Origin of the sequence: Streptomyces boninensis (genome assembly GCF_048572725.1) — a bacterium.
GTDB classification, from domain to species: domain Bacteria; phylum Actinomycetota; class Actinomycetes; order Streptomycetales; family Streptomycetaceae; genus Streptomyces; species Streptomyces boninensis.
Map to the genome: position 1 here is coordinate 3,242,400 of NZ_CP183837.1, position 20,686 is coordinate 3,263,085.

Below are 20,686 nucleotides of genomic sequence, written 5' to 3' on the forward strand. Positions count from 1 at the left end.
CAGGAACAAGGACCTCGACAATCCTCATTCTTGCTGGTCAGGGGCACTTTCTGCATGTGTGATCACCAGCCGGACAGGCCGCGACATGAAAGCGCGAGGCTAGCGTCCGCCTTCCACGCCACAGCCACCACCGCCACCATCCGCGACCACCTGATCAAGGTCCCGGCCCGCCTCGCCCGTTCGGCCCGGCGCCTCACCCTCCAGCTGCCCGAACGCTGGCCCTGGACCGACGACTTCACCCAACTCTTCGACCTGGTGCACGCGCCACCACCCACCGCCTGAAGATCCCCAAACCGCCCTGCCCGCAAGGGCCCGAGACCGCCAGAACACGTGGAAGAGCTGGACAGACCAGCGGATACTCCCTGCCTGAACTGACGAATCACTCCGCCGACCGCCAGGACAAACCCAAAACGATCACTCCGGAATCAAGCCGGTGGATCCGGGAACGCACACCGCAGCCTCACGGAAATCTCGCCAGGGCCACGTTCACTTGTACGCGGACGATCACTTGTTGCCCAGCACGCATCTGCATAACCGACGATTTGCCGCCCCCGGCACCGCTGAGTAGTATGACTATTTCCCTCGAAAATGACTAAATTTCCCTAGAAGCGAATAAATCGATGAAGTCGAGGCGGTCCCATGCATACTGCACGAATCCTCGCCCGCATCTCCGGCCCAGCTTGACTGTCACGGGTCACGGACCGCCTGGGTGAAGTGGTCCACACTCCCGCGGCCATCCGCTGCCGCGTCGCCCTGCGGGCCGCAACCGTCGCGGTGCTGACGTGGATGCTGTGCCGGTGGCTGTTGGGCCAGCATCATCCGTACCCGGCCGCGGTCGCCGCGCTGCTGACCATCCAGCCCACCGCCTACCGCTCCTGCACAGCCGGAGTGCAGTACGCCGCCGGAAGCGCCCTCGGCGTGCTCATCGCCGTACCCGTGGTCCTGACTGTCCCGTCAGCATGGGCCGGTCTGGCAATCGTCACGCTTGCGTCCTCGCTGGCCGGCGGGGCCAGCTGGCTCGGCCATCGAGGCATCCATGTGCCAGCTACCGCCGTCATGGTCTTCCTCATCGGCCGCAAGCACCTCGACGCCGACTTCACCTCGCACCTGACGGCTGTCGGCATCGGCGTCGCCGTAGGCGTGGTATTCAACCTGCTGGTCTTCCCGCCGGTGCACGTGAAAACCGCCGAGGCGGCCGTGGAGCGGCTGCGCGCTGAACTCGCCCGGATTCTGCGAGCTGCCGCCAGCACGGCTGCGGACGGTACATGGCCGCCGGAGGCGCTCGGTGACGACTGGCGTGCGGCGCTGGCGCAGGCCGTCAGCGCTGCCCAAGCCAGCGTAGACGCGGCACACGAGAGCCTGCGCCTGAACCTGCGCCGGCTGCTGCTGCGGCGCCACCCCAGCGAGCCCGCCGACCGGCAGATCCTCGCGACCTTGCAGCAGGTGGCCGACGACACCGGCGTGCTCATCAAGCTCCTGGACAGCATCAATCCCCGACCCACGTCGTCCTCGGCGGTCGCAGACCGAGCGCCTTCTCCTGAATTCCGGCACCGGTTCGCTCGACTGCTTGAGTCGGCCGCAGTGTGCATAGCCGGGAGCAGTAACGGGCTGCCGCATCCCCACCTGACGGCCACCCACCGCTCATGGGAACGCCTGGTGCACACCTTGGAACGGCGCCGCCGCGGGCTGAGCCCGCGCTCCCCCGAGGGGCGGCTCCTCATGCTGCTCGAGCGGATACTGAACGGCTTGGCCGGCGAGACCGTATGGCAGGAACCGCATCCCGGGGCACAGCCCGCGGACACCACAGCGGCATCGAACCAAGCGACGTGGGGAGCAGACCGGCACCTACTCCGAGGGGCTGGGTTCCGGTCACATTCTGGGATTGTCTCGGCGGACCATGATGCCGAATGGGCCGGGGCTGCGCCCCACAGCTCGGGTGGCCGGAGGTGAGTGCATCGATCACCTGCAGGTGATCGATGCACTCACTCATCCAGCCCGCGGAGTGTGCTGCGACAGTACAAGTTCACGCGGGGCGGGAGCGCGCTCGTCAGCGTCTTCCCGAAACACGGTCGGACGAGTCCACACAGCCGTCCTGGCTGCTAGTGGCCGTGTCCATGAGGCTTCTGGTGATGCGGCTTGTGGTGGGGCTTGTGTTGCGGGAGGGGGTTGGGGTTGGGGCAGAACGGGATCGGCTTGAGGTTCTTGACGTACCGGGCGGGCACCCAGCCGGGCCTGCCCTTGAGCTTGTACCAGATGCGGTTGCCGCCGATGTTCTGGCCGTACGCCTTGCACTCAATGTCGATCAGCTTGCCGGGGGGAAGCTTGTCGATGATCGGCGAGTGCGTGCTGGGCTTGCCGCGGACGTTCAAGGTGGTGTGGGAGACGACCTTGCCGTTCTCGTGGTGGTGCGGCGGTGCGGGAGTGGCCGGTTTGTTGCGGACCTTGGTGTGCACCGTGGCGTGGTGGTCGGCCATGGTGGGGTCGGTGGTCGTCTCGGCCAGGTCGGCGGCGGTCGTCAGGTCGGTGCCATCCTTGACGCTCTTGGCGATCGTGCCGGTCACGCGGACGGTGACCTTCCCGCCGGGCACCGCACGGGTAGTGGTGTCGCGTTCCAGGGTGCCCACGGTGCAGTCTGCGTGCCCGTCCTGGATGGTGCACGGTACGTCGGGTTCGCTTTCGACCCGGGTGGGGGTCACGCCGTCCGGCGTGTCCACCCGTACCGTCACGGCCTCGGCCCGGGAGGGCCCCTTGTTGACCGCAACGGCGGTCCAGGTCTGCGTGGATCCCGCGTCCGCGGTCGCCGGCCCATCGAGGGTGATCTTCGCATCCGCCTGCGGGGGCGCGATGGCGATCGCTTCATGGCAGCGCGCGGCACCGGAGCCCGTCGCACAGTTGGAATCGGGCCCCTCGACGGTGTTGTTCAGCTGCGATCCGGCGGCCGCGGGGTAGGGGTCCTTGATGCGGGCCTGGTAGGTGAAGGTGATCGTCTCGCCGGGCTGCACATCCCCGGTCCAGGTCAGTGTCTGGCCGTTGAGCCGCGGCGGCTTGGGGTTGCCGCCCTTGTCGGACGCAGCGGTGAGGGAGTTGGGAAGGACGTCGGCCCCTTTGGACACCTCGGTCAGGTCGTCGGACCAGGTGTAGCCGGTCTGGGGAGCAGTGCCGGTGTTCCGTACCACAATCCGGTAGGTCGCCGTGCCGCCCGGCGGCACGGACTTCACCTGGGCCGCGGAGCGCGTCGGAACGCCGTCGCCCAACATGTCTGACGGAAGTGCGGCGGCGTGCATCTGCGGCAGCGCGGTGAGCACCAGCGCCAACGGCAGTGCCCGGATGGTGCGGGAGACCGCGAGTGCGGAAGTCGCCGTGGACACGTGGGGAATTCTTGCGATTAGCATGGCAGGGGTTCCTTTACGTCCAGGCACCGGCAATATGCGGGCGGCTCGGGGTCCGCAAAACACACATCCGGAATATGGCACGCCCACAGTCAGCCAGAGCCGTCAACGCCCCGTAATTTCAGGGGGATCAGCAAAACCGCCCTTCTGGAGCATCCGTAGGACAAGCCCAACAACGGCAAGAAGTCGAACAGTTCACCCTCACCGCGTGCGACCTTTCGAAACCGTGGCAGATGTGGCTCGTGGATCTTCGGCATGACGCCCCCGCTGCCAGCGCCCAGCCCGCTGGGCGGTCGCGGTTTCTGGCGCGCATTGACGTCTCGGCAGCAGTCACCGGAGGGAAGGATGGGCGAACCAGGACGGGGGCCTGCGACTCTCGCCTGGCAGGCTGCGCACCCCGTGGATACGGCCGCAGGAGTGGGTTCCGTAAAGCGAATGAGTGATCATTCAAGCATCGTGCGATGTCCATACCAGCGACCGCCCAGGCGTGCCCTATCTCTGGGGGCAGATCCGCGAATTCACCGCAGTCGCCAGGCACCGACTGCCGGGAAAGGACCACCAAAGCCCATGAGCACCACACGATCCGCAGCAACGCTGACCGCCTGGACACCCCGGAAGCGCTCAGTTGTGCGCCCCTCATCCCTCGTCGCCCTCGCGATGCTGGCAGCTGCCACCCAGCTGGCCGGCGCCGCGGGAGCCACGGCGGACTCGCAGGCCAGTCATCGGACCACCTCGCAGGTGTCGGTGGCCACGGACACGGCCACCGGCCACTCCTCCCTGGCGCTGGCGCAGCCGGCACCGCAGCAGGTCAAGCCCGGCCAGCTCATCAAGTACACAGTCAAGGTGACGAACAAGAGCGGGACCGCCCAGCCGAACGAGTGGACGGACGACCTTAAGGACGTCTTGGACGACGCCAACTGGGTCGGACAAATCACCGCCAAAGACGGCGCCACAGACGTAACTCCCCTGCCCACTTACGATCCCGCGGGCAGGAAGATCTCGTGGAAGGGCACCGTCCCAGCCAACAAGGTCTATACCTTCACCTACCAGGTCCGCATCAAGGACCCGTACCCGGGCCCGCCCAGCGCGGACGGCAAGATGCCGAACACGGTCACCGCGATCAACACCAACTGCCCTCCCGGCAGCACGGACAAGAAGTGCGGCACCACGGACCCGAGCAAGAAGATCACCGTCGTCACGCCCGACGTGGACGTGGAGAAGACCGCGTGGAAGGACGATAAGGCCACCGTGCCGCTCCCGGACGGAGCGACGCTCAAGCCCGGCGACAAGCTGTACTACAAGGTCACGCTGAAGAACACGACGCAGGCGGCCAAGACCAAGTATCACTGGGAAGACGAGCTCAAGGACGTCCTCGACGACGCCAACCTCCTCAGCCCGCCGTTCCAGAAGAAGGGCACAGTCGTCGACCCCAAGCCCGCTGGCACAAAGCTGACCTGGGACGGTGACATCCCGGCTGGTGGCACTGTCGAGTTCATCTACGGGCTGCAGGTCAGCAACAAGGGCGGCAACGGGGTGCTGTCCAACGGCGTGCAGACGTCGACCACGGACTCGAACTGCCCGCCCGGCACCACGAACCCGAGGTGCAAGACGCCGAAGGACCCCAACAAGAAGCAGAAGGTCGGCACGGCGGACATGGACATCGAGAAGACCGCCACCGTTAGCAACTAAACGGAGAAACACCACCGCCAGGCGTGGGGCCGGGACCAGTGGTTTGGTCCCGGCCCCACGTCGAGCGGCTCCTCTGCTACGACACCGCGATGCAGCCCGACTACTGTGCATCGAACGCCGGCCCGCGGATGTGGCCCACGCCTAGTACTCCAGCCACAGTTGCTGTGACCGGTGGTCGGGCTCCTCGTTGAGCTGGGCATGGGTGGGGATGTCACGGTTGACGAGGTGCGGGGCTGGGCGGCGGGTCTGCAAGTTCTGCAGGACCGGATCGGTCCGTATTTCGGCAGGTCGGAGCCGCGTGGCCGGGCCGGTGAGTATCTGCGGGGGCTGCTGGCGGCGCTGGAGCGCAAGAACGGCTGGACGTTGGCCGAGCAGGCCGGTGAGCGGTGTCCCGATGGCATGCAGCGATTGCTGAACCAGGCCGACTGGGACGAGGACGCGGTCCGTGACGAGGCCCGGTCCCTGGTGCTGGAGCATCTCGCCGCGGACGACGGTGTGTTGATCGTGGATGAGACCGGGTTCGTCAAGAAGGGGCTCCGGTCCGCGGGGGTGCAGCGGCAGTACACCGGCACCACCGGGAAGATCGACAACTGTCAGCTGGGGGTGTTCCTCGCCTACGCCTCGGCCGCCGGGCGGGCATTGATCGACCGCGAGTTGCATCTGCCGACCTCCTGGACGGAGGATCCCGCACGGCGGGCGGATGCGCGGATCGACCAGGACGTTGCGTTCGCCACCAAGCCCGCCCTGGCGATGGCGATGCTTGAGCGGGCGGTGCAGGCGAAGGTGCCGTTTCGGTGGGTGGCCGGGGATGAGGTCTACGGCGAAAATCCGGCCCTGCGATCATGGCTGACCAGCCGGCGTCTGGCGTATGTGCTGGCCATCAGCTACCGGCACCGGCTGGGGCCGCGCGGGCAGAATGCCCGCACCCTGGTGGCGATCCTGCCCGAGCGGGTCTGGGAGATGCGCTCGGCCGGCGACGGCGCCCACGGGCTGCGCGAGTACGCCTGGGCGGTTGTTCCCTTGCCGGACCGCGAGGCGGCCGACGGCTTCGCCGTCTCACTGCTGATCCGCCGCAACCCCACCACCGGCGAGCGGGCGTATTACCTGGTGCACGCACCGCTGGAGACGACGCACGCGGAGATCGTGCGGGCCGCAGGCGCCCGATGGGCGAGCGAGGAATGCTTCCAGGCCGCGAAGAACGAGGCCGGCCTGGATCACTACCAGGTCCGCCACTACCGAGTCTGGTATCGGCACATCACCCTGGCCATGGCAGCCGCCGCTCATCTGGCCGCCCTACGGGCCGACAGCGGTGAAAAGGGGGAGCAAGCCGCGACCTGATCAGACTGAGCGTGAACGAAATCCGCCGCCTCCTGGCCAAGATCGTCCACACCGTCGGCCACGAGGCCGGACACATCCTGCACTGGTCACGCTGGCGCCGACGCCACCAACACCGAGCCCGCCTCAGCCACTACCGTCGCCGCGACCACCGACCCCCGTAACTGCGGCTGCAGTACTAGGCGACGGCATCAACTACTCCGATTCCGATCCCGGACAGCGCAACGAACCATCGCACTGATAGGCCGCGCCGCAGGTCTTCGTGGCGGTCGAAGGGATGCGCAACGCCAGTGCAGAGGGGGGTGCTGGAGAGTCGAGGCAGCAGTCAGGTCGGCTGGACCATCGTGTATCCGCGGTCGAGCAGCCGTGGCAGGTAGTACTCCAGCGCGGCCACCGTCTGGCTGCGGTCTCCGCCACCGTCGTGCGCGAGCACAATCGCCCCGGGGTGCGCACAAAGCAGCACGCTGTCGATGATGTTGCGGGTGCCGGGTGTGTTGTAGTCCATGGAGTCGATAGTCCACTCCCACGGCACCATGCCCAGCGCGGCACACTTCTTAAGCGTCGCCGGGGTCCACATCGCATACGGTGCCCGCGCCAACCGCGGCGGCCACCCGAGCACCTTGTCGATGAGTTCGCTGGTGCGTTCTAGTTCCCGGCAGCCGATGCGGTAGGAAGTCCAGTCGAGTCGTGGGTGAGACCAGGTGTGGTTGCCGATTACATGACCGTCGTCGACGATCGCGCGGAGCAGGTCCGGGCTACTTGCGGTGTTTTCTCCGATGACGAAGAACGTGGCGCGCACGTCATGGCGACGCAGGACCTTCAGCACTTCGGGGGTGAATTCGTGGTTCGGGCCGTCGTCGAAGGTCAAGGCCAGCTTGCGGCCTTGCACGCGCAGCGCCTTATGCGCTCGGCGGCGCACCGCAACCGGCATCCACGGCGCTCCCAGCGGTGCGAGGTTCCTGACGGTAACTCCGCGGCGGCCGACGGCCACGCGTCCTCCGACAGCGGCCTTGGCGTCATCGCTTCCTGTGTCATGCCGCGGCGTACGGCGACTGTGTGCGTCGTGGGCGTCGAGGAGGTGAAAGGCCCCGGCCAGACCGACCGTGAGCGAGGCGCCCAGGAACGTGCGCCGGCTGGTGAACCGCTGCGGTGACGAATCATTTTCCGGCTGGAGGGCCAGCCCCCGCGCATCTTCCATTAATTCAAAATATCCCATAAAGCGGTTGCGGGACTCGGTCACGACATGCAGGCCCTGGCGTGCACTCAAGGACGGGCGGGTACCTGCTGGATTCGTATGCGGAGATGCATGCTCAGCGGCGACGCATCGCCCCGGAAGTACGCCGCTCACGGTATTGATCCGTTGATCGACGCGGGATATCCACAACCGATCCGGATGGCCTGCACACTGGTATTGAAAGCCCCGTGCCCGGCCGGACAGCATTGCGGCGGGGAGCCACAGGAGTGAATATCACGAGGCTCGCAGCCCAACCGCCTGGCCTGCTGATGCGGCTTGTTCAGCGCCTTCCATGCCGGCGGCTCAGGCCTACTACTGTCGACGTGCCGTCCGGTCGGCGGACGCTCCCAGCGAGCCGTTCCTGCACGTACTCACGCAACCCATCGTTGCCCTCAAGCTTCGCGATCTTCGGGCGCTTCGCCGCCTGCTGCGCCTTCCGCTACGCCACCAGAGCCCGGTAAACTTGCTGAGTCCTCCGCCAGGCCGGCGGCCCGGCAGCAGTCCCGCTCGGTCGTCCACGAGCGCGGGATGGAGCTGGAGGCGGCGTTGGAGCTGGGTGCGCGGGTGCGCGGCTGGCCGGACGAGCGGTGGACCCTGGCGCGAATCCAGACCCTGATCGGGCGGATGTTCCACAAGAGCTACACCGGGCCGGGGGACTGCCTGCTGCTGCACCGCCACGGCTGGTCCCCGCAAGTGCCATCCCGGCGGGCGACTCAGCGCGACGACGAGGCGGTCGCCACGTGGGTGAAGGAGACATGGCCGGCCGTGGAACGAGGGCGGCGGCGCTCGGGGCCTGGACCGTCTTCGCCGACGAGGCCGGGTTCTCGCTGACGCCGCATACCGCCCGCACCTGGTCCCGCAAAGGTGCTACCCCGGTCATCGGGGTAAACGGCGGCAGCAGAGGCCACCTGTCGGCCGCCGCACAAGCCTGGCATATATCGCCTTCACCGACTATGACCATCTCGTCACTCCGGTCCGCCGGGGTCTGCGCCAGATCCAGTACCAGCCCACCACCATCACCGACTGCCTCACCGGCACCGGCCTGGCCACCAACCCCGACGACAACACGGACTAATGCTCAGTAGAGTTGTGACCTTTGCCCCCGCCCCTGCGCCTATGGAGAGCGAGTCGGGTGGAGCGGTCTGAGTTCAGTGCGGCAAGGCAGTTGGTTGGGTAGTCAGGTGGGCGTAGACGACGACGTTGCCGCGGTAGCGGTGGTGTGTGGTGTCGTAGCCGCCGCCGCAGGTGATCAGGCGTAGTTCGGCGCGGTGACGGTCGGCGTAGACCTTGGTGCTGGGGAAGGTGTCGGTGGGATAGACCTCGATCGCGTCGATGATGAAACGCGCGGTGCGGTGATCGGCGCGGTCGATGTCGATGTACATGCCCTTGTTGAGTGTGCCCAGGTTGTAGAAGACGGCGGGCCCGCTGGGGATGTCGACGTGCCCAGCGGCGATGGCGGTGCCCCGGGAGCCGGGGGTGATGCCGTCTTCGTACCAGCCGACGAGATTCCTCTCATCCTCGGGTGGTGCGGCCAATCGCCCGCCGTTCTCCAGGCTCAAACCGGTCAGCGGGGCATTGACGCCGATGGTGGGGATCTTCAGCCGGGTGGGGGTGGCAGAGGGCAGAGTGGGTCCGGCGGGGGTCGAGGGTGTCTGGCCCGGCTGGAAAGCCTGTCCGGAATCGGGCTGCGGCGGTGGGCCGGGCGTGGCTTGTTCGGTCATGGCGAACGAGAACAGCACCAGCGCCACACTCGTGAGCGTGAGCGAGGAGAGACCACGGGCCGGCTGGCCGCGCCGCGACGCCGGGTGAGGGCGGCGTTGCGCGACGTTCATAGCGGCATCCTGAGGCGAGGGGCCCCGGTGCGCGCATCAGTGCCCTGATCGCGCGTACCGGCCGTGGGGCGGAAGGGTCAGTTGTCGGCGCGTGCCGCGCGGCGGCGCATCCAGAGTGCTGTGGCACCGAGGGCGGCGGCCCCGCCGCCGAGGACGGTGTAGGAGGTGGTGGCGTCTGTGGTCTGGCTGGTGGAGCCGGCGCCGGTGTTCATCGGGCCGCTCGGCTTCTGGCCGCTGGGATCCGTGGGCTGATCGCCGCAGACGCGTTGGGCGTGGGAGGCGGCGGCGTCGGCCTTGTGCTTGAGCTGGTCGACGTTGTCGCGCTCGGCCTGACCGGGATGTCCACCGTTGTCGACGGTCTGCTGGTAGTCGGCCAGCGCCGCCCGGTAGTCCGACTGCGCCTGCATGGCCGCCGCGGTGGCGGGGTCACACTCGCTGTCGGCGGCCGCAGCCAGCGGGGCAGCAAACAGCAGAACAGTGGACGCCAGGAAGCTGCCGGTGGCTATCTTCAGCGATCTCATCAGGGATACCTCCGGGCGGCGGCCGCGGCACCGATGTGCCGCACCGATGGAAAGCCGCCACCATCCCTACGAGCACACCCGCCTCCGCCGGCGGCCGCATGCCGGGCAGAGCATTCCCCAGCCCATCAAGCTCAATCGGACCCGGCAGGCTGCAGCGAGCCGCCTGGTGAACGCCGCGCTGTACCGCCACACGAGGGATCCGAGAGCAGATTCGGCTGAATGGCTGGCGTAGCGGGCTCTGCGTGCTCTCGAGGAGACGAGGGAGATGCTCGAAAATGCCGACATGAGCCCCAGGCAGTGGAGTCATATGGCGCGATGGGCGCGGCGTATCAACTGCTCATCGCGAACCGAGACGAGATGCAGAGATCGATGCACGTCGGGGTGGCTCCGGCCGGTTCCGCCATTTGAACGAATTTCGGGGACGGGACAGTGCGCCTGCACAAGCTCAGCGATAAATCATATGAGCCTATCTGTGTGTGGTTTTCTCGACCGCTTCTTTTCGGCGTACCTGCGCCGTAGCCGCACAATGATGGAGGCATTCATGCGTTCTGTTCGTATCCTTGCGACCGCTGCCTGTGCCGGCGCAGTGCTCGGCTTGCCGGTAGCAATGGCTCAGGCCGCCTCGGCCGTGCCGACCGGCGACAATCCTGCCTGCTCAGATGCAAAGATGGTGCTGGACGACGCCAAGGACGACCTCAAGCTCGCCAAGGGAAGCGGAGCAACGCCCGCTGAGATCAAGGGTTTTGAGAAAGACGTTCAGTCGGCCGCCAAGAACGTCGCCGACGCCTGCGGCATTCACAAGCCGGTACACGCCGGCCTCGGCGGCGGCCAGGACGACACCCCTGTCCAGCTCGCCGGTGGCATCACGCTCGTTGCAGCCAGCGGCCTGGGCGCAGCCGCCCTCCTGCGCCGGCGCGGCACCGGCCTGGCGCGCTGACCGCCCGTACTGCGCCACGCCGCGCGTGCCTGACGCGGCTCCGGCCGCCGGTCAACGGTGGCCGGAGCACCGCGACACCTCGATACGTAAGGAGCTCATCCCCATGCTTCGCTTACCGGCCGGCCGCACCGCCCGCGCGCGACTCAGGGGATGGGTCCTGGTGACCACGGTGCTGGCTGCGGGCGGCTGGATGGTGACCGATAGCAGTCAAAGCGCGCCGCCCGCGCCTCCCCGGCCCTCGGCACACGAGGCATTACCTGCCTTCGCCACCCCTGCGCCGGCAGATGTGCTACGCCCGCCCACGCCGACGGTGCGCCCCCTGGCGCACTCGGCGCCCAAGCGCATCATCATCCCTGCCATCAGCGTGAACGCCCCCCTGATGGCTCTTGGACAGCGGGCACCGGGCGCCCTGGCGACGCCGCCCGGTGACAAGCCGAACCTGGCCGGCTGGTACCGCGACGGGATCACCCCCGGAAGCAAAGGAACCGCTCTGATCACCGGCCACCTCGACACCGGCAAGGGACCCGCGGTCTTCTACAGCCTCGGCTCCCTGCACAAGGGCAACACCGTCCGCATCACCCGCGCCGACGGTCGCACTGCGGTCTTCACCGTCCACGCCGTCGAGCAGCACGACCGGAAAGACTTCCCGGCCAAGCGCGTGTACGGACAAGCCAAGCGCCCCGAACTCCGCCTGATCACCTGCGGCGGCAGCTACAGCAAGACCAGCGGCTACTCCGCCAACACCATCGCCTACGCCCACCTGACCAAAGTGATCACACCCGGCAGCGCCCCACACACTCCAGCCCCGCTGCTCAGGTCGACACCCAGGCCACCGACGCCCGGCGGCGGCCACGTCCCGGCCCAGCGCGCGTCGTCGATGGGAAAGTAGGCGTGTCCCGGGCATTTCGCCCCCGACCTGGCTGCGAGGGCGATCCGGACCCTTGGATGATTCCGGCGTACTCGTGACCGGGACCCGGCTCTTGCCGGTCTGTGACCGGACTTGTGCAGTCCGTAGAAGTACGGCTCGTGAGTCCGGCACCTCGACACGGTTCCGGCACGGACCGCACCGCCGCGCGCACAGTCGCCCGGACCGGCGCCGGACCGCGCTGTTGCGTTGTCAGCGGACCGGTTTGACATAGTGAGCAGATCTCATCCACGTCCCTGCGAGTGACGCCTGCTTCTGCTGGATGACGAATAGCGTGTTCAGCAGCGTGGTGATCCGATTGGGGCTGATGCGGACGCAGTCGAGTACGCGCCAGCGTTTGAGCGCGGCGAAGCCGCGTTCCACGGGTGCGCGCACCTTGGCCAGGGCGGTGTTCGCTTGCTTCCCCCAGCCGTTGTGGCCCTTTCCCGCCGGTCGCTTGATCGGAGTGCGGACGCATCCGCCGGCGCCTTGGTAGCCGGAGTCGGCGGTGGTCTCGATGTCGGCGTCGGTGACCGCTTTGAGGATGCCTGGCCCACAACGACCCGCGGCTGGAGGACGCGCTGAATGCCATCTGGGTCGCCGGCCCGGGAACGCCCGAGCCCGGCATCCTGCTCTCCGGCAGCGAGCCGATGTCCCGTGAGGTCGCCGAGGCTCTGGCGATCGACCTGACCCGCCGCTCCACCCCGGCTGAGGGCGGCTTCTGCACCTACCAGCCGGTGGTCGACGGCGAAGCCTGTCCCTGGAAGCTGAACTGCCACAGCTGCGACAACTTCGTGCTGTCGGGCGCGGACCTCGTCTACTGGCACCGCAAGCGGGAGCAGTGGCGCATGCTCGCGGAACGCGCCCCGGACACCGCCACCGCCGACTACCTCCACCAGGTCTTCGAGCCCACCGCACGCGCCATCGACGGCCTGGAGAAGGCGCTCGCCGCCGTCGGCCTGCTCGACGAGGCCCTCGCCGTGGACCTGCGCCGGCCCCAGGACTACTTCGGGCGGGTGTGGAGCACCGCGTTCCGTGCCCAGGAACTCGCCCAGGCCGACGACGTCGACGACACGGGAGAGGAGGACGAGCGATGACGGCGGCCGCCCTCGCCGCCCGACGGCGGCAGACGGAAGCCAAGCTCGACCGTATCGATGTGGCCATCAGCCAGCTCCGCCGGGAACGCGGGCGACTGACCGTGCGGGGCATCGCCGCCCGCGCCGGTGTCTCGGCGACCTTCCTGTACGAGAACAGCCAGGCCCGGGCCCGCGCCCAGGCCGCCATCGCGCACAGCCAAAGCCGCCACGATCAGCACACCCAGCAGACGCACGAACACATCGAAGCGACCTGGCGGGAACGGGCCCTCAACGCCGAGACGGCCCTCACGCAGGCGCAGAAGGAGATCTTTACCCAGCGGCAGCGCATCGGAGAGTTGATGGGACGCCTGCGTGACTTCGACCGCATGGTGCCCGGCGAGTCCGTCCAGGCCCTGGTCACCGAGAACACCAACCTCAAGCAGCGTGTCCGCCGGCTCACCCGCGATCACCAAGCGCTCCAGGAGCGGCTGGAAGGCGCACGCTCGAATCCGCGCTTCGCCGACAAACGAACTGCCGATCTTGAAGCCCAGCTTCTGGACCTGCAGCCGCACGGCCAGGCATAGCGATCGCCGCAGGGACCAGGTGCGCGTCACTGTGGCGCACACCGCTTTAGGGAGTCGCCGCCCGAGCCGGGTACGGTGCGAAGAGGGGCGGCCATCAGGCGGGCTCGCTTTCGTCGTACTCGGAAACGGAGGCGGCGGGGGTGGTGGTCTGGCCGAGTGCGGACCAGGCGGAGGTGCCGGGCTGCAGGGTATGGGTTTCGCTGCGGCGGACGGGTTCGGTCTGGGTGCGGGTGGCCTGGTAGTCGACGATGGAAAGCAGGTCCGCCTCGGCGAACCGGCCGGTGACCGCGGCGGTGCCCAGGGCCCGGTCGACCTCGGCCTCGACGTAGAGCTTGGACAGTGAGACGGCCTCGGCCGTCTTCGCCGTGATCCGCCGGACGCCGGCCTGGACGGCCTCGATGAGCCAGGATGCGGCGCCGGGCCGAGTGCGAGGAAGGCGGCCTCCTCGACCTATGTGCATCTATTAGTGCCACTCCGGTAGATATCGCCGGATTCTTCGCAACTGACGCTCATGCTATGTGAGGCCGAGATCCCGGTCGTGCACCGCACGGCCAACACCGAAGTGAATTCGGCTTGTTGTATAAGCGTACCGATATGCGCCGGTGTGAAGAATTCTCTGCCCCTGCGCCCTTTCCAGTAGTCGCTTCAACGGGCAACTATTGATCCGGGTTTGTTTATCCCGCTCTTATGTCCGGAGCATTCATGTGCTCACTCGTGCTGCTGGGAGTGCTTTGCCATGCCCTCATCCGCGTTCCGAGTTAAGCGGCGTCCGTACGACTGGGTGCAGCGGCGCCTGGCCGGTGCGGCCATGGTGTGCGCGATGCTGCTGGCCGCCGATACGGCTCTTGTGGCCGGCGGCGCTGGCGCGGTGACCGTGGACAAGCCCCAGGTGGCCTCGGTGGCGCGGAAAGCCCCCAAGGGACCGGCGACTGCGCGGGACGAGGCGTCGGCGTTGCTGACGGCGCGGCTGCAGAAGCGCCGTATCGAGGTGCTGTCCGAGCGGACCGAGACGGCGACGATGTGGGCGTATCCGGACGGCCACCTGCGCCTGGAGCAGGCCACCGGGCCGGTGCGCTTCCGGCACAAGGGCGTCTGGACGGATGTCGACCTGACCTTGGCCAAACAGGCTGACGGGTCGATCGGGCCGGCCGCGCACCCGCGCGGCCTTGCGCTGTCGGGTAGGGACACCAAGGGCAATAGCGAGCTGGCGTCGCTTAAAGACGGCAAGCGGCAGGTGCGGCTGACGTGGCCGGGAACGTTGCCGCAGCCACGTCTTAAGGGAACGAAGGCCACCTACCGTTCGGTGAAACCGGGGGTGGATCTGGTGGTGGAGACCACCCGCACTGGTTTTGAGGACTATCTGATCGTCCGCAGCGAGAAGGCTGCGGAGAGTCTGGGCACGGTGAAGCTCGCCCTGCACGTGGACGGACTGAAGTTGAAAGACCGGGGCGATGGCGGCCAGCTGCTCACCGCCAAGGGCAAGACGCTGGGGATGGTGGAGCATCCAACGGGGTGGGACGCCGAGCTGCAGCCGAACTCGCAAGACCCCACCGACACTGCGAAGCTCGACATCGACTCGCAGGTATCCGCCGACGGCGACCGCGCTACCGTCAGCTACCGGCTGGATGAGGACTACGTTCGCGATCGGGACACGAAGTTCCCGGTGACCATCGACCCGGGCATCAGCCTGCGCCCGTCGCTGGACACGTTCGTGGAGCAGGGCTACACCTCCGACCGGGCCAACGACAAGGAACTCAAGCTCGGCAACAACGGCACCGGCCAGGCCGCCCGCTCATTCCTCGCCTTCAACACCTCCAGCCTGCGCGGCAAGGAGACTACGGACGCTACGTTGAAGCTGTACAACTACCGGTCCTGGTCGTGCAGCAAGCGCGCATGGGAGATCTGGGACACCGGCGCGCCTGACCACCACACCCGGTGGACCCATCAGCCGCGCTGGAACAAGAAGATCACCACCAGCATGGAGACCAAGGGCAGCACCGTCTCCGGCGATACGGGATGCCCGGCCGACTGGACCAGCATCAAGATCCCCGAGCTGGTCAAGCAGTGGTCCGGCCACGGACCGGCGACCGCCGGGATCGGGCTGCGGGCGACGGACGAGCGCGACAAGTACACCTGGAAACGGTTCTCCTCCGCCGAGGGCGACCACCCGCCGACCCTGGCGGTGAACATGACGCCGAGCCTGGAGCCGCCCACCCACTTGTCCGCCAGCCCTGGCCACGACACCGTCGGCAAGCGGTACGTCTCCACCCTGACCCCGGAGCTGTCCGGCACCGTTACCTCCGGCACCGGCACCCTGACCAAGGTGGCCTTCGAGGTGTCCGAGCCCGGCAGCCACGGCCACACGCACGTGATCACCACGCACGAGCAGGATGGGGTGCCCTCCGGGCAGCAAGCCCGTTGGAGTGTCCCCAAGGACACACTCAAGACCGGGCATACCTACCGCTTCCGCATGCGGGCTTACGACGGGCACAACTGGTCGGGATGGTCCGGCTACTACAGCTTCACCACCTACAACGTCGCCGCTCCCACCCCGCACGTGTCCTCGCACGACTTCCCGAAGAGCGCCTGGGGCGGCAAACGCGACGATCACGGCCAGTACGGCGGCAGCTTCAACGTCAACTCCGACACCTACACCATCGCCTACCGCATCGACGACGGTTCCTGGACCGAATACACCGTCCGCCCGAAGGTGACTGCCCATGTGCCGATCACCGTTTCGGCCGGCAAGCACACGCTGTACGTGCGCGGTTTGAACCGGGCCGGCAAGCCCACCCCGACGGTCGAGTATCCCTTCTACGCCGGGCCCGGCGCGGCCCTGACCCGCCCAGCCTCGGGGGCGCGCTCCGCCCGCCGGGTGGTTCTCGCCGCGGAGGGCAAGCCCGCGCACACCGGCGTGACGTATCAGTACCGGCGCGCTGCCACCGACGACTGGACGACCATTCCCGCCAAGGACGTACGCACCGCCGACAACAAGGCGGTCACCTGGCCGGTGCCAGTCAACGACGGCAAACCCCAGGCGCTGATCTGGACCGTTGCCGACACCGTGGATGATGACGGGTCGCTGAGCGTGCGGGCGCACTTCACCGGCGGCAAGAGCGTCGATACCGACGCGCACCGCATGGTCTTCGACCGCGACGCCGGCTTTGCCCCGCAGCCGAGCGTCGGCCCGGGCAACGTCAACCTGCTCACCGGCGCCTTCTCGATGACCCATACGGATGCGTCGGAGTGGGGGGTGACGGTGCAGCGCACTGCGATCTCCCGGAGCCACACCACCGCCGCCGAGCTCGGCCTCGCGCAGGTCTTCGGCCCTGGCTGGACGGCCGGCGGCACCGCGGACGCGACCGGCGCCGCCTATGTCGCTGTCCGCAAGACCTCGAAGTCGTCGGTCGAGGTGATGTTCGCCGACGGCGACGGCATCGACTTCACCCGCACCAGCCACGGCTGGCGTCCCGAGGTCGGCGCCGAGGACCTGACCCTGACCGGCAGCGAGACGGATGGCTTTACCCTCACCGACACTGACGGCACCAAGAGCACGTTCACCAAGGTCGATCCGAAGGCCCCCACCTGGGTCATGACCTCGAGCGCGCTGCCGACGAAGCACTCCACCACTCGGCTGGTCTACGAGCCGACCACATGGAACGGCCAGACGCTGGCCCGGCCGAAGTACCTGGTGGCCCCCACCTCGGCAGTCGACGCTGCCGTCTGCGCCAAGTCACCGCAGACGCGCGGGTGCCGGGTGCTGGAGTACGTCTACACGGAAGCGCTCGGCCAGGTCAGCCAGATCCGGCTGTGGGCCACCAAACCCGGCGACAGCCAGAGCACGTCGACGGTGGAGACCACCTACACCTACGACCACGACAAGCAGCTGATCAGCGCCGCGGATCCACGCACCAGCCCCGGGCTGAAGACCACCTACGCCTACGACGCCGCGCACCGCGTCACCAAGATCACACCGCCCGGGGAGCAGCCCTGGACAATGACCTACGGCAAGGCCACCGACGCCCCGCCCGCGGGGGATGGCATGTTGCTGAAGGTCTCGCGTCCTGCACTCAAATCCGGGTCCAAGTCCGACACCGACGGGGTCGCCACCACCTCCGTGGCCTACGAGGTGCCGGTGTCAGGTTCCGGCGCCCCGGCGCAGATGGCCTCGGCGGATGTGGCCGCCTGGGGGCAGGACGACACCCCCACCGACGCCACCGCGATCTTCCCGCCTGACGCCGTACCGTCCTCCAACGACGGCACCAAGCTGGGCAAGGACGACTACAAGCGCGCCACGATCGCCTACATCGACGCCTCCGGACGGCAGGTCAACGCCCGCGAGCCCGGCGGCCCGATCACCACGGCCGAGTACGACCGCTTCGGCAACCTGGTACGCACCCTGACCGCCGGCAACCGCAAGCTGGCGCTCGCCACCACCGACAACGACCGCGACCAGCTGAAGCAGCTGGGCCTGGATCCCCAGTCCACCACCACCGCGGAGCGGGCCGACGAACTCTCCACCGTCAGCCACTACAGCGCCGATGGCCTGCGCGAACTGGACACCCGCGGACCCCGCCACGCGGTCACCCTGCAGCACGACTTCAAGGACGTTGACAACAACGTCGCCGCACAGGGCAGCAAGCAAGTTGTAGCCCGGGACTGGACCCACCGCACCTTCGATGAGGGCCGGCCCGTCGAGGCGACGGTGAAGGATCTGCCGACCACTCAGTCCGAAGGTCTGGAGCTGCCCGGCCACCCCGAGCAGATGGCCGAGACCCGCACCACCGGCACCGGCTATGACTGGGCAACCGGCCTGGTGACCAAGACCGTCGAGGACCCCAAGGGCCTGGCGATCACCCACACGGTTAGCTACGACGAGACCGGCCAGCCGATCCAGTCGACCCTGCCGAAGTCCGGTGGCAGCACCGCCGGAACCGTCCTCACCGATTACTACACCGCCACCGGCTCCGGCCGGTGCGGCGGCCGCCCCGAATGGGCCGACCTGCCCTGCCGCAGCTACCACGCCGCACCCGCGGATACGGGCGACAACCGGCAGCTGCCCGACCAGCGCACCGAATACGACCGCTACGGCATGACGGTCAAAACCACCGAGACGGCCAACGGCGCCACCCGCACCACCAGCATCGACTACGACCCGGCTGGCCGCATCCAAACCGCCTCACTCACCTCCAGCATCGGCCAACCCCTGGGAGCCCGGAAATACACCTACGACCCCACCACCGGCCGAGCCACAGGCGTCACATCGGAGGACAAGACGCTGCACACCACCTACGACACCCTCGGCCGCGTCGTGTCCTACACCGACAGCGACGGCAACACCGCCACCACCGAGTACGATCGCCTCGACCGCCCCACCAAGGTCACCGACGGGGCGCCCTCGACCACCACCTACACCTACGACACCGACAAGGAACCGCGCGGTCTCCCCACGTCGCTCGCCGAGAGCAAGGTCGGCACCATCACCGGCCGCTACGACGAAGACGGCGCCCTGACCGAACAGACACTGCCCGGCGGCGTCTCCACCCACGACACCTTCGATCCGGCCGGCGTCACCACCAGTCGCACCTACTCACGCGGCGAGCAGGCCGTCACCTCCGAAGGCACTCTCCCCGGCGCCCACGGCCAGTCGGTGGGGCGATTCAGCACCGCAACCGGCTGGCAGGGTGCGGAGTACGACACTATCGGCCGCCTCACTCGCACCGTCAGCCACGCAGGCACGGCAGAATCCGTCTGCACGGCGCACGACTACACCTACGACGGCAACAGCAATCGCCAGACCAAGGCCATCAGCACCTCTCCGCACGACAAGTGCGGAGGCGGCACGCCCACCACGGTCAAACACAGCTACGACAGCGCCGACCGCCTCAGCGACACCGCCTACACCTACGACGAATTCGGCGACATCACACACCAGCCCGGCAACGTCACCAACGGCTACTACGCCGGCGGATCGCTGCGCCTCCAGCAGACCAACACCCAGCGCACCCAGTGGCAACTCGATCCCGCCGGACGCCGCCGCAGCACCAGCACGGAACCCAAGCAGGGCGACACCTACGGCGCCGGCACCATCGGCATCGACCACTTCGACGGTGACACCGATGCTCCGGCCTGGACAGAGAACAAGACCACCGGAGCCATCACCCGCTACATCCGCGACCTCGCCGGAAACCTGATCGCCACCTCGAACGGCACCACTACCCAGCTGCAGCTGCCGGACCTCCACGGCGACACCACCGTCAGCCTCGACGCCGACGGGCATGCCACCGTGCGCGCCTTCGACGAGTTCGGAGCCCCCTGGACAAAGCAGCCACAGGGCCGGTACGGCTGGCTCGGCGCACACCAGCGCTCCGCCGACACGCCCACCGGGAACCTCCTCATGGGCGCCCGCCTCTACGACCCGGACCTCGGGCGGTTCCTGCAACCAGACCCCCTCTCCGGAGGCTCCGCAAACGCCTACGACTACAGCAACCAAGACCCCGTCAACGCATCGGACCTGACCGGACTGGCCCCACAACGCTCCAGCCGACAGGCGACCCACAGCTCCGGCCGCACCACCACCCACGCCTCCGTAACGCACCACACCAGCAGGACCGTCGGCCAACGCGTGACCACCGGCAAACACACCACGCACACCAGCCGCATCACCCAGGCGCACCAAAAGTCCACCGCCTCCCGGCGAACCACGAAATGGAAGACCATCAAGACCACGACGAAGACGGGTGCATGGCACAACTCGATGCTGCACAGCGCGCCGAAGTGGGTACAGTCCTGGGTCAACGGGATCATCTCCCATTACCTGCACGGCATCTCTGTCGAGAAGCTGAGCTGGCAGAGGCGGACCACCTATAACGTCCAGACCCGCTACCACAATGGGAAGAAGGAAACCCGCCTCCAGGAGAGCTGGAAGCATGCCGACCAAGACCGCTACCGGGTGACCTTGTGCCATGACATCCTCGGCTTCCGCACCGGCTGCCAGACGATCACCTCACCCTTCCGGAAGGATCACTGGACTGGATAGGGGGATGCCACAACGCGGAACTCCACGCAGGCCACGTCGCGGCTCACCTGGGCAGCGGCCGAACCCGCGACTTGATTTCCCGTACCGGCACGGCCGCGCGGAGGGTCGGCAGCGGGCCGGAGCTGGCGCAGGCGGCCGTCCATGCA

Annotated in this window: 15 protein-coding genes and 2 pseudogenes; 10 read left to right on the top strand and 7 right to left on the bottom strand. The window is 67.7% G+C overall.

Annotation, left to right across the window (positions count from 1 at the left end):
* Window positions 1-54: 54 nt before the first annotated feature.
* On the top strand, window positions 55-282 hold the full coding sequence (locus ACNNMR_RS14595) for a hypothetical protein (protein ID WP_419995029.1): 228 nt from the start codon (window positions 55-57) through the stop codon (window positions 280-282).
* A 432-nt stretch (window positions 283-714) separates the two neighbouring features.
* Window positions 715-1,950 (top strand): FUSC family protein, encoded by a 1,236-nt coding sequence (locus ACNNMR_RS14600; RefSeq protein WP_419995030.1) that lies wholly within the window; start codon window positions 715-717, stop codon window positions 1,948-1,950.
* A gap of 149 nt (window positions 1,951-2,099) precedes the next feature.
* On the opposite strand, the gene ACNNMR_RS14605 is transcribed toward ACNNMR_RS14600, so the two are convergent.
* Window positions 2,100-3,368: an SH3 domain-containing protein gene (locus ACNNMR_RS14605; RefSeq protein WP_419995031.1), complete on the bottom strand. Its 1,269-nt coding sequence runs from the start codon at window positions 3,366-3,368 to the stop codon at window positions 2,100-2,102.
* Window positions 3,369-3,956: 588 nt separating this feature from the next.
* On the opposite strand from ACNNMR_RS14605, the gene ACNNMR_RS14610 reads away from it, so the two are divergent.
* Both ACNNMR_RS14610 and ACNNMR_RS14615 read left to right on the top strand, forming a co-directional pair.
* A complete protein-coding gene (locus ACNNMR_RS14610) occupies window positions 3,957-5,078 on the top strand; it encodes a hypothetical protein (protein ID WP_419995032.1) in 1,122 nt (373 codons plus the stop codon).
* 198 nt (window positions 5,079-5,276) lie between these two features.
* On the top strand, window positions 5,277-6,416 hold the full coding sequence (locus ACNNMR_RS14615) for an IS701 family transposase (protein WP_419995033.1): 1,140 nt from the start codon (window positions 5,277-5,279) through the stop codon (window positions 6,414-6,416).
* Window positions 6,417-6,738: 322 nt separating this feature from the next.
* On the opposite strand, the gene ACNNMR_RS14620 is transcribed toward ACNNMR_RS14615, so the two are convergent.
* Both ACNNMR_RS14620 and ACNNMR_RS14625 read right to left on the bottom strand, forming a co-directional pair.
* A complete protein-coding gene (locus tag ACNNMR_RS14620) occupies window positions 6,739-7,680 on the bottom strand; it encodes a polysaccharide deacetylase family protein (protein WP_419995034.1) in 942 nt (313 codons plus the stop codon).
* A gap of 250 nt (window positions 7,681-7,930) precedes the next feature.
* Window positions 7,931-8,080: pseudogene (locus tag ACNNMR_RS14625) on the bottom strand (IS30 family transposase); the annotation flags it as partial.
* 95 nt (window positions 8,081-8,175) lie between these two features.
* Between ACNNMR_RS14625 and ACNNMR_RS14630 the strand changes: the two are divergent.
* A complete protein-coding gene (locus tag ACNNMR_RS14630; protein ID WP_419995035.1) occupies window positions 8,176-8,478 on the top strand; it encodes a helix-turn-helix domain-containing protein in 303 nt (100 codons plus the stop codon).
* 317 nt (window positions 8,479-8,795) lie between these two features.
* On the opposite strand, the gene ACNNMR_RS14635 is transcribed toward ACNNMR_RS14630, so the two are convergent.
* Together ACNNMR_RS14635 and ACNNMR_RS14640 are read right to left on the bottom strand one after the other, a co-directional pair.
* Window positions 8,796-9,479, bottom strand: coding sequence for a class F sortase (locus tag ACNNMR_RS14635; protein ID WP_419995036.1), 684 nt, complete (start codon window positions 9,477-9,479; stop codon window positions 8,796-8,798).
* A gap of 77 nt (window positions 9,480-9,556) precedes the next feature.
* The gene (locus tag ACNNMR_RS14640; protein WP_419995037.1) at window positions 9,557-10,000 is read right to left on the bottom strand and encodes a hypothetical protein; all 444 of its coding nucleotides are present in this window, start codon (window positions 9,998-10,000) and stop codon (window positions 9,557-9,559) included.
* A 460-nt stretch (window positions 10,001-10,460) separates the two neighbouring features.
* Here ACNNMR_RS14640 and ACNNMR_RS14645 point away from each other — a divergent pair, with 460 nt between their 5' ends.
* Together ACNNMR_RS14645 and ACNNMR_RS14650 are read left to right on the top strand one after the other, a co-directional pair.
* Entirely contained in the window at window positions 10,461-10,937 is a 477-nt protein-coding gene (locus tag ACNNMR_RS14645; protein ID WP_419995038.1) for a hypothetical protein, read from the top strand.
* Window positions 10,938-11,127: 190 nt separating this feature from the next.
* Entirely contained in the window at window positions 11,128-11,826 is a 699-nt protein-coding gene (locus tag ACNNMR_RS14650) for a class F sortase (protein ID WP_420000365.1), read from the top strand.
* 228 nt (window positions 11,827-12,054) lie between these two features.
* Here ACNNMR_RS14650 and ACNNMR_RS14655 read toward each other — a convergent pair whose 3' ends face one another.
* On the bottom strand, window positions 12,055-12,387 hold the full coding sequence (locus ACNNMR_RS14655; protein ID WP_420000366.1) for a transposase family protein: 333 nt from the start codon (window positions 12,385-12,387) through the stop codon (window positions 12,055-12,057).
* Window positions 12,388-12,491: 104 nt separating this feature from the next.
* Here ACNNMR_RS14655 and ACNNMR_RS14660 point away from each other — a divergent pair, with 104 nt between their 5' ends.
* The gene (locus ACNNMR_RS14660) at window positions 12,492-12,938 is read left to right on the top strand and encodes a hypothetical protein (RefSeq protein WP_419995039.1); all 447 of its coding nucleotides are present in this window, start codon (window positions 12,492-12,494) and stop codon (window positions 12,936-12,938) included.
* The gene (locus ACNNMR_RS14665; RefSeq protein ID WP_419995040.1) at window positions 12,935-13,501 is read left to right on the top strand and encodes a DUF6262 family protein; all 567 of its coding nucleotides are present in this window, start codon (window positions 12,935-12,937) and stop codon (window positions 13,499-13,501) included. Before ACNNMR_RS14660 ends, ACNNMR_RS14665 begins: the two co-directional genes overlap by 4 nt.
* 94 nt (window positions 13,502-13,595) lie before the next feature.
* On the opposite strand, the pseudogene ACNNMR_RS14670 reads toward ACNNMR_RS14665, so the two are convergent.
* Window positions 13,596-13,945: pseudogene (locus ACNNMR_RS14670) on the bottom strand (IS21 family transposase); the annotation flags it as partial.
* Window positions 13,946-14,321: 376 nt separating this feature from the next.
* Between ACNNMR_RS14670 and ACNNMR_RS14675 the strand changes: the two are divergent.
* On the top strand, window positions 14,322-20,540 hold the full coding sequence (locus ACNNMR_RS14675; RefSeq protein ID WP_419995041.1) for a DNRLRE domain-containing protein: 6,219 nt from the start codon (window positions 14,322-14,324) through the stop codon (window positions 20,538-20,540).
* The last annotated feature ends 146 nt before the right edge of the window (window positions 20,541-20,686 follow it).

Coding starts and splice junctions, on each gene's coding strand:
- ACNNMR_RS14630 (WP_419995035.1), top strand. CDS start 8,176: ATGGAGCTGGAGGCGGCGTTGGAGCTGGGTGCGCGGGTGCGCGGCTGG.
- ACNNMR_RS14645 (WP_419995038.1), top strand. CDS start 10,461: ATGAGCCTATCTGTGTGTGGTTTTCTCGACCGCTTCTTTTCGGCGTAC.
- ACNNMR_RS14615 (WP_419995033.1), top strand. CDS start 5,277: ATGGGTGGGGATGTCACGGTTGACGAGGTGCGGGGCTGGGCGGCGGGT.
- ACNNMR_RS14650 (WP_420000365.1), top strand. CDS start 11,128: ATGGTGACCGATAGCAGTCAAAGCGCGCCGCCCGCGCCTCCCCGGCCC.
- ACNNMR_RS14675 (WP_419995041.1), top strand. CDS start 14,322: ATGCTGCTGGCCGCCGATACGGCTCTTGTGGCCGGCGGCGCTGGCGCG.
- ACNNMR_RS14595 (WP_419995029.1), top strand. CDS start 55: ATGTGTGATCACCAGCCGGACAGGCCGCGACATGAAAGCGCGAGGCTA.
- ACNNMR_RS14610 (WP_419995032.1), top strand. CDS start 3,957: ATGAGCACCACACGATCCGCAGCAACGCTGACCGCCTGGACACCCCGG.
- ACNNMR_RS14635 (WP_419995036.1), bottom strand. CDS start 9,479: ATGAACGTCGCGCAACGCCGCCCTCACCCGGCGTCGCGGCGCGGCCAG.
- ACNNMR_RS14640 (WP_419995037.1), bottom strand. CDS start 10,000: ATGAGATCGCTGAAGATAGCCACCGGCAGCTTCCTGGCGTCCACTGTT.
- ACNNMR_RS14665 (WP_419995040.1), top strand. CDS start 12,935: ATGACGGCGGCCGCCCTCGCCGCCCGACGGCGGCAGACGGAAGCCAAG.
- ACNNMR_RS14660 (WP_419995039.1), top strand. CDS start 12,492: ATGTCCCGTGAGGTCGCCGAGGCTCTGGCGATCGACCTGACCCGCCGC.